Origin of the sequence: Commensalibacter sp. M0133, assembly GCF_016101485.1 — a bacterium.
Lineage (GTDB): Bacteria > Pseudomonadota > Alphaproteobacteria > Acetobacterales > Acetobacteraceae > Commensalibacter > Commensalibacter melissae.
Genome location: NZ_JACFQI010000002.1, coordinates 241,014 through 256,308, shown reverse-complemented (window position 1 = coordinate 256,308; position 15,295 = coordinate 241,014). Strand labels below are relative to the sequence as shown.

Sequence of the window (15,295 nt, the reverse complement as noted above, 5' to 3'; positions counted from 1 at the left end):
ACTGTTCACTCACTGTAAAATTGATTAATTATCTGACAAGGCAATATCAGGTGCATCGGGATTTTTCATTCCAACCAGATGATAACCACAATCAACATGATGTATTTCACCTGTGACCCCTCTAGATAAATCAGAAAGGAAATACAAACCCGCCCCGCCAACTTCATCAATGGTAACATTACGTTGTAAAGGAGAATTAAGCTGGTTCCATTTCAGGATATAACGGAAATCGCCTATTCCACTTGCCGCCAATGTTTTGATAGGGCCGGCGGAAACCGCATTGACACGAATATTATCAGGTCCAAGATCTGCTGCCATATACTGCACGGAAGCTTCCAAAGCCGCCTTGGCTACACCCATAACGTTATAATGAGGCATCACACGTTCAGATCCCAGATATGTCAAGGTAAGAAGTGATCCACCATCTGGCATTAATCTTGCGGCCTCTTTTGCAACAGCAGTAAAAGAATAGCATGAGATATCCATGGCTGTTAAAAATGCCTCTCTAGGAGTATCGACATAACGTCCACGCAAATATTGTTTATCAGCCCATCCAATCGCATGAACAACAAAATCTAGTTTTCCCCATTTTTGGGCAATATCTTCAAATACGTTGCTGATATCCTCATCTTTACTGACATCACAAGGCAAAAGATAGGTTGATCCCAAACTTTCGGCCAAAGGGGCGACCCTTTTTTTCAAGGCATCTCCCTGATAAGTAAAAACAAGCTCTGCCCCTTGTAACGCACAAGCACGCGATATTCCCCATGCTATCGAATGATTATTGGCCAAACCCATAATCAAACCGCGTTTTCCTTGCATCAAATTTCCCTTTACAGGCAAAACATCATTTTTCGTTATCATAACACCCCTTAATAGATTTTTTGTTTTTGTATGTCTTTTGACAATTAAAAAGTAGCCAGAACAATTCCTAAATTGGCGTTCATTTTAAAACAAAAAAAAAAGAAAAGAAATCATTTTCATTATGGATACAATCTTTAGAGATTAAACCCAAACATTATCAAATAATACCCCTCAACTTTTTGTTTTAATTAAGCTCCAGCATTCCTGTCACAAAAATGTGATTCTTTTCAGCGCTCTATTTCAGCCTAGAATTCATTTTATCTATTAAAAAATCAAATAAGCGATTAATATCCAAGATTATACCCCGTTTATTTTAAGGAAAGGGAATAAACAATGCTTAGCGTCAAGAAAATACTCATTCCTATTCAAGGCACCCCTTTATCTGAATCTACTCTAACCACTGCCTATTACCTCTCAAAAAACTATAATGCTCATCTTGCCGTTATCCATATTCAACCCGATAGAAAAGACCTCATTCCGCTTACTAGTGAGGGATTATCCGGATCCATGATTGAAGAGGTCATGAATATTGCCGCCTCAGAAAATCAAAAACGGTTAAAACTTGCCCGAGAAATATTCGATAATTTTATCGATAAATACAATATCGAATTAACCGACCCAGACCTTACTGAACCTGCTAAGGAAAAAATTACGGCCAGTTTCACCAATATGGTTGGACGGGAAAATGAATTAATTACCTACTGGGCACGCTTGTCCGACATAACGGTAATTTCTCACCCCGATTCAGACAGTGAAATTTCCTCTTCCGAAGCACTTCATACCCTATTATTCGATAGTGGCCGCCCCATCATTATCGCCCCAAAACAAAAACCCCTGACAACCGGCAAAAAAATCTGTATCTGCTGGAATGGCAGCGCAGAATCAGCCGCCGCCCTGCATGCAAGTTTGAGATGGCTTCATTATGCTGAACAGGTCTATATCCTATATACGAATGATTATGAAAATCATGGTAAGAAAATTCAAGATGTTGTTAACTATCTCAAATTCCATAACATTCAAGCAACTCCCCATCAATTGGGCAATGACAGGGATGTTGGAAATACAATCCTTTCAACCTGTAATGAGATAGGAGCGGACATGTTATGCATGGGTGCCTATTCCCACCCACGTTGGCAGCAGCTGATTCTGGGAGGGGTCACACGTTACATGCTTGAAAACGCCAATATATCTGTCTTGATGAATCGATAAAACATCATCTTCATTTATCCTTATGGTAAAAGGATAATTTTTCCTTTTACTATTTTTTTTGTGTAATTATAAAAAATAATGTTATATATACATACTTGTATAGTTATAAAAAGGAATTATCTGTTGTGGTTTCTCAAGACAGGCAGGCCGATCAATCTGATTATTATGTTTTAACCGCAAATCGTCTTCTGGATGGGCGGGTTGTGTGGTTCACCCCGCAAGAACATTGGGGAATAATGCTGGAAGACGCCCAACTTTTTTCCAATAAAGAAAATGCCGAAAAAAAATTGCAGGAAATCATACAGTCCAATACTGCCCATTTTTTAATTGATTTACATTATGTAGAATTAATAAACCCTTTCCATCCAGCATCAGCACGTGAAAATATTAGAGCGTTTGGTCCCAGTACACATCCTGAATTTAATCCACGCTCTATAATAAGATGATTATCAATGAAACAGTTTCCATCCCATGATACCGATTCAAACACCATAAAAGTCATTGGTCGTTATAACTATGACGAAATTGATTTTGATTTTTTAAAAGAAAGAATCAATCAATTCAGGTCACAGATTGAAAGACGGCTGAATGGTGAACTTTCTGAAGATGAATTTAAACCTTTACGATTGATGAATGGTGTATACCTTCAATTACATTCCTATATGCTTCGTGTCGCCATCCCATATGGTATTTTATCATCAAGAATGTTGCGCGGTTTGGCATATATTGCCCGTTACTACGATCGTGGATATGGTCATTTCACTACCCGTCAGAACATACAATTTCATTGGACAAAACTAGAGGAGGTCCCCGATATTCTAACGTATCTGGCATCAGTTGAAATCCATACCATCCAAACCAGTGGAAATTGTATCCGTAATATCACCAGTGATGAATTTGCTGGTGTGGCGCAAGATGAGATCTTGGATCCCCGTATTTATGCAGAAATTATGCGTCAATGGTCAACGCTTCACCCTGAATTTTCATTTTTGCCCCGAAAGTTCAAGATTGCTATAAGTGGCTCTTCAAATGATCGTATCGCTGCTTGTTTTTATGATATTGGCATATTAACCCGTCGCAATGAACAGAATAAACCCGTTTTTGAAATCTGGGTTGGTGGTGGCCTGGGCCGCATTCCGGTTAAAGGTAAAATCATCCGTGATGACTTGCCCCCTGAACATTTGCTTGCTTATCTTGAAGCCATTATCCGTGTTTATAATCTGCATGGAAGTCGAAATAATTTATATAAATCGAGAATCAAAATTCTTGTAGAGAATCTTGGTATAGATGCTTATCGCAAACAGGTTGATAAAGAATTTGATACCATGGATTTAGAACAATACCGTTTGTCTGACGATATCATAAATTCGATTCACAAACGTTTTGGTCATCCCAATCTTGCCGATATCCCAAACGCTTCTGAAACCATGAAAAAACATCAGCAAAACAATCCGGAATTTGACCGATGGGTAAAACATAACAGCCACCCTCATTTTCATAAAGATTATATAGCAACCGTCATTTCCCTTAAAAACATCGGGGAAACACCTGGTGACATGACAGCAGATCAAATGAATGCTCTGGCCAATCTGGCGGAGGAATATTCCTTCGGGGAAATTCGTGTGACTCATTTACAAAATCTTGTCTTGGGGCATGTCAGAAAAGACCAATTATTTTTTCTATGGCAGGCTTTGCAAAAATATCGGCTGGCAATGCCAAATCAGGGATTAATTACAGATATCGTCTGCTGTCCCGGACTTGATTACTGCTCCTTGGCAAATGCGCGGTCAATCTCTGTCGCCAAGGAAATAATGTCTCTATTTCAGGATATCCGTTTACAGGAAAAAATAGGTCCCATACATATTGGAGTCGATGGATGTATCAATTCCTGTGCCCATCATCATATCATGAATATTGGTGTTTTGGGGGTTAATAAAAAGGGGGAGGAATTCTATCAAATAAAACTTGGCGGATCTTCCTATAAAGGCAGAGCCGCAATAGGTGCCATACTAGGAGCGGCACTTACTGCGGAGGAAGCGGTTGATGCCATTCGCAGGCTAATTGATTTTTATCTTGAGCAACGTCATGAAAATGAATATTTTATTGATACTTACAACCGCCTAGGTATCAGCCCATTCAAGGAAATTGTCTATGCTACTGCTTAAAGATGGTGAAATTATTGATAACCCCTGGATTGTAATTGAAAATAATTTACCAACATCGTTACCTGATTATCCGATCCTGTCGCAAACGCTTTTATCCACGCTTGACAATATCGATAAAATTCATCAACCACTTGGTGTTTTATTGCCATGCGATCAAGATATTGAACACTTAAGACCTTATCTTGAAAAGCTCTCCCTTATTGTCCTGGAATTTCCCTCTTTTAAAGATGGCAGGGCTTTTTCACAAGCTCGCCAAATCAGAGAGCATCTAAAATTTACAGGAGAATTACGGGCAATTGGGCATATTCTTCCCGATCAATATCAATTTCTAACCAGGGTTGGTTTTACAACCATCTTGATCCCAGATAATGCCAATATAGCAAGTTGGAAAGAAAATAGACAGCATTTTACAATCGGTTTTCAGTCTTCCGTTTTAAAAGAGCCCAAACAGGGTTTGGTAAGAAAGCTTTAGGTCTCTTACAAGTAACGATATATTTTAAAATATACTGTTATCTAACTAATAAAATAAAATCTTGTTCAAATTGTACAATAGATTCCTATATCAATCATATGTAAATCTTTATCACCATCAGTTTCAAACAGCATTTTATCCATTTTCAAATGTTTGCCTCCATAAAAAAAATAATTCAAAATAGTTTAATCTTTATTTTAAGAGGTTATTTAAAACTGGCCTTACAAACAACATGTTGGCAATTTGATATTGACCCGCAAGCACGCTCTTTACTTACTTGTAGGGATGGTCAACCCGCCCTTGTCATTTTTTGGCATGAAACCCTGATCCTTTCACCACGTTTGTGGTGGTGGGCCTTACCTCAGAACCCTTATCTTACCCTATATGTACTTATTAGTAAAAATAATGATGGACGCCTCATCAGCAAAATTGTTAATCCCTGGCGAATATGGACAGTACAAGGATCTGCCAATAAAAACGGACAAGATAAAGGTGGAGCGACCGCTTTCCGCAAACTTCTAAAATTATCCAAAGCAGGTCATCTAATCGCCATCATGCCCGATGGGCCAAGAGGCCCACGCCATCATTTACATCCAGGATTGATCAAGCTTGCCTTATTTGCCAAAACCAAAATCGTACCTGTCGGAGCTTATTGCAGCTCAATACGCCTAAACAACTGGGATAAATTGATCGTCCCATTACCGTTCGGTAAAGGAAAAATGGTTTGTCGCACACCTATCGAGGTCACAAAGAAAAATTATGATACAATTGAAACAGAAATCATTAACCAACTACATCAAGCCAACCAGCTGGCACAATCATGAAAATCATAATTAAGGATCATTTTCTTTTATCAGCCTGGACAGCATTAACGAATTGTTTGTCTCCCTTTTTACCATTTTATCTTCAAAACCGTTGCAAAAAGGGTAAAGAAATTCCCAACCGCCTTAAAGAAAGGCAAGGTTATCCTACCCTATCCAGACCTGCCGGTTCAATCATACAATTTCATGCCGCAAGTGTTGGAGAACTTGTTTCCATTTTTTCGGTCATTCAAGCCATTCATATTCAGGATGCCAGCCAGAGTTTTTTGATTACAACAGGAACAGTTACCTCCTTTCGTATCTTAGAAAATTTCATATCGCATCATCCAATATTAGCCAGACATATTATTCATCAATTTATACCCCTCGATATTCCACAATGGATCAATCGTTTTTTAACTTATTGGCATCCATCCCTTATTGTTCTAGCAGAAAGTGAAATCTGGCCCAATCTTATCAAAGAAGCCTGCCAAAAAAAAATACCGCTTGCTTTAATCAACGGACGCCTTTCCGATCGCTCATTAAAAAACTGGAAAATTTGTCCATCCCTTATCCAAAACATTCTATCACGTTTTCAATGGATCATTTCCCAATCTGAACATGACCAAAATAATTTTGCACATCTACAGATTACAACCGATTATTTAGGCAATTTAAAACAAACAGCACAAAAACTCCACTTTAATTCTCAAGAATTGGTCGAGTTAGAAAACTATTTTAATAATTCTCCAATCTGGCTGGCAGCATCAACCCATCCTAACGAAGAAACCCTTATTGCCAAAACGCATACTGTATTAAGAAAAAAATGGCCCAACCTTATTACAATCATTGTACCACGCCATCCTGAACGAGGACAGGAAATCATTAATGAGATAGGAATAGTTGCCCAACGCAGTAAACATGAGCTTCCTTTTGAAAACGGTTTATGGCTCTGTGACACTTTAGGAGAGCTTGGACTATTTTACAGATTGGCTGACATTGTATTTATAGGCAACAGTCTTGAGGTTGTTCATAAAGGGGGTGGTCATAATCCATTTGAAGCTGCGCAATTAAATTGTACCATTGCAACTGGACCCAAAATACATAATTTCAGACAGGCTTATTATCATTTGCAGAAAGCGGTTACAATAATTCACACCATAGACGATCTGACAAACTGGGTTGATAAAATGCTGTCCGACCCACAATTAAGAAAAAAACAAGCCTGTCTGGCCTTGGAAATCATGGAACAAAAAAGCAATCTTGCTACGGATATAGGCACTCATCTTCTAAAATTAGCAAGGCAATCCATATGAAGGCTCCCTTTTTCTGGCAACAATATCCTCCCACACCAACAGCAAAAATTTTAACCCCCTTTTCGTTCATAACCTCACTTATCACCCGTTATCAAATAAACAAACCAGGCTGGCATGCCCCTATTCCTGTTCTCTGTTGTGGAAATTTGACTATTGGTGGCACAGGAAAAACTACCGTAGCGCTGGAAATGGGTCATTATTGCCAACAACAATCAATTCCTTTCGCATTTTTGACACGTGGCTATAAAAGAAAAAGCAGAATTGCAGAACCATTTATGGTTGATCTCAATCAGCATAATGCCAAAGATGTTGGTGATGAAGCCCTTTTATTGGCCCGACTTGCACCAACGTGGATTGGTGGCAATCGAGCCGCATCGGCCAAAGCAGCAATAAAGAAAAGTCCTGTAAAATTACTAATCATGGATGATGGTTTGCAAAACCCTACCCTGTATAAAGATCTATCCATCCTAGTTGTTGATGGTGTAACAGGTTTTGGAAATCAAAGACTTTTGCCTGCCGGCCCTTTACGACAACCTGTTATACAAGGGCTTAAAACAGTCAAAACCTGTATTTTTATTGGCAAAGATAAAACAGGGCTTTTACCCACGATTTCATCCCATGTACCCGTTTTCAGGGCAAATCTAACAATGAATCCTGCCATTCGACAATTTTCTAATCAATCTGTTATCGCCTTTGCAGGCATTGGACGACCTGAAAAATTTTTTCAAACCTTAAAAGATAACCAACTTATCCTTTCAAAAACAATTTCATTTCCAGATCATCATCATTACACAAACAAAGACCTAAACAAGCTTTTATCACTTCATCGCCATTATCAATTGCCCCTGGTAACAACACCCAAGGACTATGTTAGGTTACCAGATCAATTCAGACCTTTGGCCACTCCACTAGAGGTTTGTTTGACATGGCACGATCCCGCATCTTTACAAAAGATATTCCATATGATTCATTTCTAACCAATTTACTTTTCAAGATTTCTCTATATCTTTTCTATGTAATCTTTTAGACTGTCATCCATTCCGTTTTAGTAAAATCCATTCAATAAAAATTTCCTTCATGTCCTTGCCCTTACCATCCCGTCAGATTATTTCCAATTGGTTGAAACAATGTTTATATTACGGTGAATATCTGATCGCTGAAATTTGTATTAACCTCTTACAAAAACTTTCTCCAGAACAAGCCTCCAATCTAGGTGGATGGATTTGTCAAAAAATTGGCACGAAACTTCCCGTTTCCAAAATAGCTGATAGAAATATAAAATTTGTCATGCCTGATCTGTCCTTGCAGGAAAGACAAAAAATTATAGCAGGCGTATGGGAAAATCTTGGAAGAACAGTTGGAGAATTTCCACATCTTGCTAATCTTGAACAAAATACCAAACAAGGTGCGGGCTGGGAAATCATTGGGGAAAATTATTTAATTGGACAGGCAAAGCGTAAAGGACCGGTTTTATTTGTATCAGGTCATCTTGGAAACTGGGAAATGTTGCCACCGGGAGTTGCACAATATGGGGTTCCTTTTTCTTCTTTTTTCCGTGCAGCTAGCAATCCCTATGTAAATGAGCTTATCCTTCAATTACGATATCAAGCCATGCAACAAAAAATTCCCATGTTTGCAAAGGGAGCAAAAGGGGCAAAACAAGCATTAAGACACCTTTTACAAGGAAAAAGACTTGGTGTTCTAAGTGATCAGAAGATGAATGATGGCATTCGGGTTAATTTTTTTGGAAAACCTGCAATGACCTCTTCCGCTGTTGCAAGCCTGGCCCTGAAATTACGTTGTCCCATCATTCCCGGTTATGTAAAACGACTTGGACCTGCAAGGCTGCGCATTATTGTCGAAACACCCATTGATTATTCGGATCTGGTCGAAAACAATATAGAAAATGTTCGAATATTAACCCAACGCATAAATGACAAAATTGAAGAATGGATAAGGAAACAACCAGAACAATGGCTCTGGCTGCATAAAAGATGGCCAAAAGAATACTATAAACCCTAATGTGTCATACTACCCGATGTATTATCTTTTGGAGTTGAAATCATTTTCCCTCCACCAAAGGACTGAATTTCAAAAATCTGTAAATCACGTTTTACTGTTCCATCGGGATGCAGGGCAAAAAAGCCATCAATACCATTAAATCCATCCGGTCGCGTTATATTTTCTATTGAGAAACCACCTGGACGTTTTCTCAAACTGTTTGCCAATGCAGCTGAATCATAGGTGAAGTCCGCTAGGGGTTTTGGGGTTTGTCCATATCTTGCCATATATTGCCGGATAAATTCCTGACGTTTGACCGGATTGGGCGCGACATACCAGGCCCCTTTTAATTTTCCCAATTTACCGGCAAAAGATGACCATAAAGTAGGTCCCATAATCCTGACCTGGCTTGTAGAAACCTGCACTTCATTCATCGCATTGATAACAGACTGCAACTGTAATCCTGTATCAGCCAAAAGCAAGGCGTCAAACGGAGGTTTATCCAGTTTCAGTTTTTTTGTCTCGACCTTTTTTTCAGGTTTTGAAGGAATAAGTTCATTTTGTAAACTATCTCCATCTTCCTTGGGTCCATTCGCTGCAGTGGTATCAGTTGAATTCTGGTTTTGAGAGTTTATTTTAGCCGCTTCCGTTCTTTCATCAAAATTTGACATTGATTTCAATTTTTGTGTGATGTCAGACAGGTCAGCCGCATGATACACGATTGTGGGTTGCATCAATCCCTGATCAGAGCAGCTTTTAATTAATCCATCTGCCATTGCCCGACCAAAACTGTTATCAGGTAAAAAAGCCGCAAATTTCATTCGCCCTTCATTTTTGGCTGCTTTTACCAAAGTTTCAATTTGCTGATTTTGCGTAATTCCAAAAATCCACACATTTGAAGATGCAATTGAAGCATTACTGCTATAGGAAAGAACCGGAATATTGACCGCACCAGTCACTGCTGCAACCTCTGTTGTATCCTTAGCTGTCAAGGGACCAAGAATAATGCCATCACCTGCCTCAATGGCTTTATAGGCTGCTGCAGAAGCCCCACCCGTTTCTGCCGTATCATGAACATCAAGTGCAGAGGGTTCATCAATGGCGAGCCGGGCAGCTTTTAACATATTATTTCCCAATCCACCATTTCTCCCCGTCAAGGGAAGAAGAAGCCCAATTTGTTTTTTGGAAGGTTGTTGCAAATTTTGAGTAGGTGTCGTAATAGGAGTATTATTATCACTATGACTAGAAGAACAAGCTGCCAGCAAGCATACAGGGATAGTGACCTTTAACAAATTTGCCATAAAAGAATTCAATCCCAAACAATTTTGTTTAAAAGGTTTTTTCTGCTCTATCAATAGTATTCTCCTTTGATTTAATCAAAATCTGATTATCAGTTATTATTAAAATGCAAAAACAAAATATTCAATCAAATATTAACACAATCAAATATAATCGTACCATTGAAAATAATGCTCGATTTTTTCTGGTTTCCACACCAATTGGCAATCTTGGTGACCTAAGTTTTCGTGCCAAAATGATTTTACAGGAATGTGATTTGATTTTGTGTGAAGATACACGGGTCAGTGCAAAACTTCTATCAACCTATGGTATTACAACCCCAACCGAATGCCTGCATCAACATAATGAAACCCATCGTATCCATCATGTTTTAAATTTACTTCACCAGGGTAAAAAAATTGCATTGATTTCTGATGCTGGCACCCCTTTGGTATCTGATCCAGGATATCAACTAACCCATGCTGTCATAAAAGAAAATATTAAAATTACAGCCATTCCAGGCGCAAATGCAGCTTTAATGGCATTAACTTTATCAGGACTTCCACCACATCCCTATTTATTTATTGGTTTTCCGCCACCAAAATCAACAGCTCGGCAAAATTCTTTTGCTATCTTAAAGGCAGTAGAAAATATAGGATTGACCCCAACCTATATCTGGCATGAAGCACCTCATCGATTGGTCGATATGCTAAAAGATTTGAAAGAGGTTTTTGGCGAAAATCGTGAGGCAGCCGTAGCTAGAGAATTGACAAAAAAATTCGAAGAAATTCAACGTGGTAATTTAAAATCTTTGCTTGATCAATTTTCCCAAATCTCACCAAAAGGTGAAATAATTGTATTATTGGCCCCTCCATCTTCAAAAAAAAATAATCATGATATGATAGATCTTGATACAAATCTTATTGAGGCCTTAAAAACAATGTCCATTAAAGACGCTGCCCAAGTTGTGTCCACCGCTCTTCACTTGCCCAAAAAAATTGTTTATAAACGTGCGCTTGAACTGCAAAAAATATAATCCCTATTCATCATCCTTAAAATGAATGTTAAATAACTCATCAGAAACAGATTTTTTAGGATGAAGGTCATACAGGTCCACTTTGGTAACCTGACCCTGCGCATCAACAACCTCCCATCCTCTTAAAACCATATAATTTTGATTGAATATCAACGTCAAGCTTCCCTCTGAAGGAGAGGCCGTCCTGACAACCTTGACCTGAATTAAACCATTTTCCTTTTCATATTTAACAATCGTGACATCTCCGGAAAAATGAAGATCCGGCTTTAATAACAGTCCTAATGGATTTTGATCAATTGGAATGGTTGTTGTTTGACCAACAGCTCCATCATGAAAAACCATTTTTCCTTCATTCGCTACCAACAATAATTGACTGGGTTTATCATATTCAAACCTGATCCGCCCTGGACGCTTGATCCAAACCTGTCCAGTGCTTCGTTGACCATTCGGGGCAATCTGCTGAAAATTGGCTTTCATTATTGTCAGATTGTTGATCCAATTTTCCAACTGCTGAATGTTATTTAGCTGCTTGGACGTCAGTGTCACACCCGTCATTGCATTCCCTGTCTTATCCTGAGCAAGAGCAAGATTTCTTAAACCAACCATTTCCAAAACGGCAATAAAACAGCAAATGGAAACAACTTTCAACAATCGCATGGCCAAACCCTTTCAGCAGAAATGTAATTATTGTTACAGACTTGCCTGCACAATACGATAACTTACATCAGGTGTAATATTTTTTCTTTCCCCCAATGCGGTCATATGATGTCTCTTTAATTGCTCAATTACCTTTTCCGCAGCATTATTATCAATATCATATTCGTGTAAATAGGTTTTTACACCAAAACTTTCAAAAAATTCCCTTGTTTTCCTGATTGCTTCATCAATAATCTTTTCATCACTATATCCTGTTAATCCCCATACCCTCTTACCATATTGAAGAAGTTTTTCACGTTTATCTTGACGCATTTCCTCTAATAAGGATGGAAGTACAATCGCCAAAGTCTGCCCATGATCAAGACCATACAAAATTGTCAATTCATGTCCAATCATATGAGTGGCCCAATCTTCCGGAACCCCTGCGGCAATCAAGCCATTTAGGGCCATTGTTGCTGCCCATACAAAATTTGCGCGAGATTCATAATCCTCTGGATTATTATAGGTCTTTGGACCCTCTTCAATTAAAGTTAACAAAATCCCTTCAGCAAAACGATCTTGAATGGATCCATTAACTGGATAAGTCAAATATTGTTCTGTAGTATGGACAAAAGCATCAATAATTCCGTTTGCAACTTGCTTTTTCGGTAAACTGAATGTTTTCGTTGGATCCAGAATAGAAAATACAGGATATAAAAGCTCGTTTTTAATCGGCAATTTATCTTCTGTTGTCTTCCGTGAGATAACAGCATTACTGTTCATTTCCGAACCTGTTGCCGGTAAGGTCAAAACAAATCCGAAAGGAACAATCTGCTGAATATCTTTTCCACCATCAAGTACCAATTTCCAAGGATCATCCTTGCAATGTACTGCCCCGGCGATAAATTTGGTCCCGTCCATGACAGATCCTCCGCCAACGCCCAATATAAAATCAAAATTTTCCTGACGAATTTTCTCAACAGCTTTCATGAGAGTTTCAAAAATAGGATTGGCTTCTATTCCTTCAAAAATCTCGACATGACGACCACCCAATGCCTTTTGTACCTCAGCAAGGGTTCCATTTTTGCGAACACTGCCCCCTCCTATAGTAATTAGTACTTTTGCATTTTTAGGAATTAAGCTGTTCAATTTTTCAATTGTATTTTGTCCGAAAACGATACGTGTTGGATTATAAAATTCAAAATTTTGAATCGACATGACTAAATTCCTTTTATAAAATCAATTTATTAATTTACAATATTCAACCTTAATGACTCAAAGAACAATAAAATTAATTTTTTATCTTCCCTAAATCATAGACTCTTTCATAATTCGCCTTACATCTCCCCCCCAAACCGTTTCATAACGGTGTAACCAATATTCAGACTGGGTTGGACCTCCCTCAGCAATTTCAAATAGGGGAATCAGATACTTGGTTTCATCATCACCATTCTCATCCTTAAAATTGCGATTTTTCAATCCTTGTTGAGCCAACTGAAGAAGACGCTTCATAAATTCCCTAAGGTTTTCTCTACCGATTGATGCTGACAATCCCTGTCCGATCACTTTATTTCTTAAAGCTTTATAGACAGACCATTCCTGTTCCCTGACCAGTTTTTCCACAGCCAGCAACGTTGAAGAATCATACAATAATCCCGTCCAGAAAGCCGACATTGCAATCATCATTTCCCTTGATCCTGCATCCGCACCCCGCATTTCAAGATATTGTTTCAAACGGACATCAGGAAAGGCAACTGTTATATGGTTTTTAAAATCTCCCATGGTCAGTTTCTCATGCTCCAAACCCGCAGGTGTTCTACCCTGTATCCATGCCCGAAAAGATGCCCCGGAAACATCAATCATCTTACCATGACGAATGACAAAATACATCGGCACATCCAACAGCCACTCGATATAGTGTTCAAAACCAAAATGATCGTCAAAAAAAACATCGGGCATACCTGCACGCTGATTATCCGTATCTGTCCAGATATATGCACGCATTGACTGCAACCCGCTCGGTTTTCCTTCATAAAAGGGTGAATTTGCAAATAGAGCGGTAAATATGGGCTGTAAAGCCAAAGATACACGCATTTTACGTGCCATGTCTTTTTCTGAAGAAAAATCCAGGTTGACCTGAACTGTACAAGTTCTTGTCATCATATCCAGGCCAAGTTTTCCAACCTTTGGCATATAGGCTTTCATAATTTCATATCGCTTTTTGGGCATCCAGGGCATTTGGTCACGTCGTGCAAACGGATGAAATCCCAAAGGAGAAAATCCCAATGCCAAAGAGTCAGCAGCACGATGCATATCCTGAAAATGCAAATCCATTTCCCGGCGCGTTTCATGCAGAGTTTCAACAGGCGCCCCAGATAGCTCAAATTGTCCAGCCGGTTCAAGGGAAATCGCACCCCTGTCACCATTAAATCCGATAAGGTTATTCATATCGTAAAGCGGCTGCCAGCTTTCATGCTGATCTTGAATATTTTTTAAAACATCCTCTATTCCATCCGGTTTATAAGCGGGAGGGAATAAATAATCACGATCATTCTGAGAATTAATGAATCCAAATTTTTCATGCTCAGTACCAATACGCCAATTTTGAACAGGTTTACATCCACCGGCCAAATAATCAGCCAATTGTTTTACGGAAGTTACTAGAGTCTGATCATGATCAATTAAACTGGACATATACAATCTATCTACATTTACATTTTTAAAAAAGAAGTAATTATTATACTATATTAAGCTTTTACATAAGGAAATAATTTTGCAAGTCCTGCAGCAATAGCTGTTTCCGCTTTTAAAACAAGATTTCCCAAGGATATAGGAAGTATAAATTTATAGGAAAGTAATTTTTCGATTTCACATTCATCAAACCCTCCTTCGGGACCAATAAGGAGCCCTTCGTTTCCATTATATAATGGTTGAAAAGTTGCATCAATCTTTCTTTCATTTCCACGCTCTAGCGCTATCAGCAAAGGCTTGTCCTGTGGCCAAACATCACAAATTTCGAATAGGGAACAAAGTGACCTTATTTCGGGAATGGTCAAACGGTTACTTTGTTCTGCAGCCTCTTTGGCGATAGCCAGTAACCTTTCATCTTTAATTCTTTGACTGTTTGTTCGCAATGTCTGAACAGGCTGAATAATTCTGACCCCCAATTCAGTCGCCATACGAACAGCCAAATCTGTTGCATCTCGTTTCAAGGGTGCAAAAAGCAAGGTTGGTCCATGAGCAAGAATGGGTAACCTTACCTGCTCCAACAGATGAACAACCCCTTTGTTTTTGGATATATGCTCTATTTCACCAATCCACTCTCCATCTCGGTTATTAAACAAAATAACCCTGCCACCTTTTTTCAACCGTAAAACATTTCCTAGATAATGAGCAATCGTAGCGGATAAATAACAAGGTTCATTTGCAACCAATGTTATAGATTGATCTAAATCAATATAGATACGCGGTACAAAAGACATTCATTCCACCATTCTGTAACAAAATATTCAAACAAT

Annotated in this window: 15 protein-coding genes; 9 read left to right on the top strand and 6 right to left on the bottom strand. The window is 38.7% G+C overall.

From position 1 onward, the window contains the following. Positions 1 to 24 precede the first annotated feature (24 nt). Positions 25 to 864 carry an enoyl-ACP reductase FabI gene (fabI, locus tag H3T46_RS06085; protein ID WP_110439241.1) on the bottom strand — a complete coding sequence of 280 codons (840 nt, stop codon included), beginning with the start codon at positions 862 to 864 and terminating at the stop codon, positions 25 to 27. Between the two features lie 333 nt (positions 865 to 1,197). Between fabI and H3T46_RS06080 the strand changes: the two genes are divergently transcribed. From H3T46_RS06080 to H3T46_RS06045, 8 genes are all read left to right on the top strand, one after another. Next, the gene (locus H3T46_RS06080; protein ID WP_155566172.1) at positions 1,198 to 2,073 is read left to right on the top strand and encodes a universal stress protein; all 876 of its coding nucleotides are present in this window, start codon (positions 1,198 to 1,200) and stop codon (positions 2,071 to 2,073) included. A 125-nt stretch (positions 2,074 to 2,198) separates the two neighbouring features. Next, the gene (locus H3T46_RS06075; protein ID WP_196424186.1) at positions 2,199 to 2,519 is read left to right on the top strand and encodes a DUF2849 domain-containing protein; all 321 of its coding nucleotides are present in this window, start codon (positions 2,199 to 2,201) and stop codon (positions 2,517 to 2,519) included. Between the two features lie 6 nt (positions 2,520 to 2,525). After that, positions 2,526 to 4,238, top strand: a complete 1,713-nt coding sequence (locus H3T46_RS06070; RefSeq protein WP_198197885.1) for a nitrite/sulfite reductase — start codon at positions 2,526 to 2,528, stop codon at positions 4,236 to 4,238. Continuing rightward, a complete protein-coding gene (locus H3T46_RS06065) occupies positions 4,225 to 4,710 on the top strand; it encodes a DUF934 domain-containing protein (RefSeq protein WP_155566170.1) in 486 nt (161 codons plus the stop codon). The genes H3T46_RS06070 and H3T46_RS06065 overlap by 14 nt, the downstream gene beginning before the upstream one ends. Positions 4,711 to 4,859: 149 nt before the next feature. Next, positions 4,860 to 5,534 carry a lysophospholipid acyltransferase family protein gene (locus tag H3T46_RS06060; RefSeq protein ID WP_198197883.1) on the top strand — a complete coding sequence of 225 codons (675 nt, stop codon included), beginning with the start codon at positions 4,860 to 4,862 and terminating at the stop codon, positions 5,532 to 5,534. Next, complete coding sequence (locus H3T46_RS06055; RefSeq protein WP_198197881.1) at positions 5,531 to 6,826, top strand: 3-deoxy-D-manno-octulosonic acid transferase; 1,296 nt, start codon at positions 5,531 to 5,533, stop codon at positions 6,824 to 6,826. Before H3T46_RS06060 ends, H3T46_RS06055 begins: the two co-directional genes overlap by 4 nt. Then, positions 6,823 to 7,803: a tetraacyldisaccharide 4'-kinase gene (gene lpxK, locus H3T46_RS06050; protein ID WP_110439235.1), complete on the top strand. Its 981-nt coding sequence runs from the start codon at positions 6,823 to 6,825 to the stop codon at positions 7,801 to 7,803. Before H3T46_RS06055 ends, lpxK begins: the two co-directional genes overlap by 4 nt. Before the next feature lie 100 nt (positions 7,804 to 7,903). Next, a complete protein-coding gene (locus tag H3T46_RS06045) occupies positions 7,904 to 8,848 on the top strand; it encodes a lysophospholipid acyltransferase family protein (RefSeq protein WP_198196624.1) in 945 nt (314 codons plus the stop codon). On the opposite strand, the gene H3T46_RS06040 is transcribed toward H3T46_RS06045, so the two are convergent. Next, positions 8,845 to 10,182 (bottom strand): penicillin-binding protein activator, encoded by a 1,338-nt coding sequence (locus H3T46_RS06040; protein ID WP_198197879.1) that lies wholly within the window; start codon positions 10,180 to 10,182, stop codon positions 8,845 to 8,847. The genes H3T46_RS06045 and H3T46_RS06040 overlap by 4 nt on opposite strands. Before the next feature lie 50 nt (positions 10,183 to 10,232). Here H3T46_RS06040 and rsmI point away from each other — a divergent pair, with 50 nt between their 5' ends. Beyond that, positions 10,233 to 11,141, top strand: a complete 909-nt coding sequence (gene rsmI, locus H3T46_RS06035; RefSeq protein ID WP_198197877.1) for a 16S rRNA (cytidine(1402)-2'-O)-methyltransferase — start codon at positions 10,233 to 10,235, stop codon at positions 11,139 to 11,141. Between the two features lie 3 nt (positions 11,142 to 11,144). Here rsmI and H3T46_RS06030 read toward each other — a convergent pair whose 3' ends face one another. The 4 genes from H3T46_RS06030 to H3T46_RS06015 form a co-directional block, all read right to left on the bottom strand. Beyond that, a complete protein-coding gene (locus tag H3T46_RS06030) occupies positions 11,145 to 11,798 on the bottom strand; it encodes an outer membrane lipoprotein carrier protein LolA (RefSeq protein ID WP_110439231.1) in 654 nt (217 codons plus the stop codon). Positions 11,799 to 11,831: 33 nt separating this feature from the next. Continuing rightward, positions 11,832 to 12,995 (bottom strand): iron-containing alcohol dehydrogenase, encoded by a 1,164-nt coding sequence (locus H3T46_RS06025; protein ID WP_155564765.1) that lies wholly within the window; start codon positions 12,993 to 12,995, stop codon positions 11,832 to 11,834. Between the two features lie 90 nt (positions 12,996 to 13,085). Then, positions 13,086 to 14,471: a glutamate--cysteine ligase gene (locus H3T46_RS06020; RefSeq protein ID WP_155568684.1), complete on the bottom strand. Its 1,386-nt coding sequence runs from the start codon at positions 14,469 to 14,471 to the stop codon at positions 13,086 to 13,088. Between the two features lie 53 nt (positions 14,472 to 14,524). Then, positions 14,525 to 15,259 (bottom strand): 16S rRNA (uracil(1498)-N(3))-methyltransferase, encoded by a 735-nt coding sequence (locus H3T46_RS06015; protein ID WP_155568683.1) that lies wholly within the window; start codon positions 15,257 to 15,259, stop codon positions 14,525 to 14,527. Positions 15,260 to 15,295 lie beyond the last annotated feature (36 nt).

Coding starts and splice junctions, on each gene's coding strand:
- fabI (WP_110439241.1), bottom strand. CDS start 864: ATGATAACGAAAAATGATGTTTTGCCTGTAAAGGGAAATTTGATGCAA.
- H3T46_RS06080 (WP_155566172.1), top strand. CDS start 1,198: ATGCTTAGCGTCAAGAAAATACTCATTCCTATTCAAGGCACCCCTTTA.
- H3T46_RS06070 (WP_198197885.1), top strand. CDS start 2,526: ATGAAACAGTTTCCATCCCATGATACCGATTCAAACACCATAAAAGTC.
- H3T46_RS06065 (WP_155566170.1), top strand. CDS start 4,225: ATGCTACTGCTTAAAGATGGTGAAATTATTGATAACCCCTGGATTGTA.
- H3T46_RS06060 (WP_198197883.1), top strand. CDS start 4,860: ATGTTTGCCTCCATAAAAAAAATAATTCAAAATAGTTTAATCTTTATT.
- H3T46_RS06055 (WP_198197881.1), top strand. CDS start 5,531: ATGAAAATCATAATTAAGGATCATTTTCTTTTATCAGCCTGGACAGCA.
- lpxK (WP_110439235.1), top strand. CDS start 6,823: ATGAAGGCTCCCTTTTTCTGGCAACAATATCCTCCCACACCAACAGCA.
- H3T46_RS06045 (WP_198196624.1), top strand. CDS start 7,904: ATGTCCTTGCCCTTACCATCCCGTCAGATTATTTCCAATTGGTTGAAA.
- rsmI (WP_198197877.1), top strand. CDS start 10,233: ATGCAAAAACAAAATATTCAATCAAATATTAACACAATCAAATATAAT.
- H3T46_RS06030 (WP_110439231.1), bottom strand. CDS start 11,798: ATGCGATTGTTGAAAGTTGTTTCCATTTGCTGTTTTATTGCCGTTTTG.
- H3T46_RS06025 (WP_155564765.1), bottom strand. CDS start 12,995: ATGTCGATTCAAAATTTTGAATTTTATAATCCAACACGTATCGTTTTC.
- H3T46_RS06020 (WP_155568684.1), bottom strand. CDS start 14,471: ATGTCCAGTTTAATTGATCATGATCAGACTCTAGTAACTTCCGTAAAA.
- H3T46_RS06015 (WP_155568683.1), bottom strand. CDS start 15,259: ATGTCTTTTGTACCGCGTATCTATATTGATTTAGATCAATCTATAACA.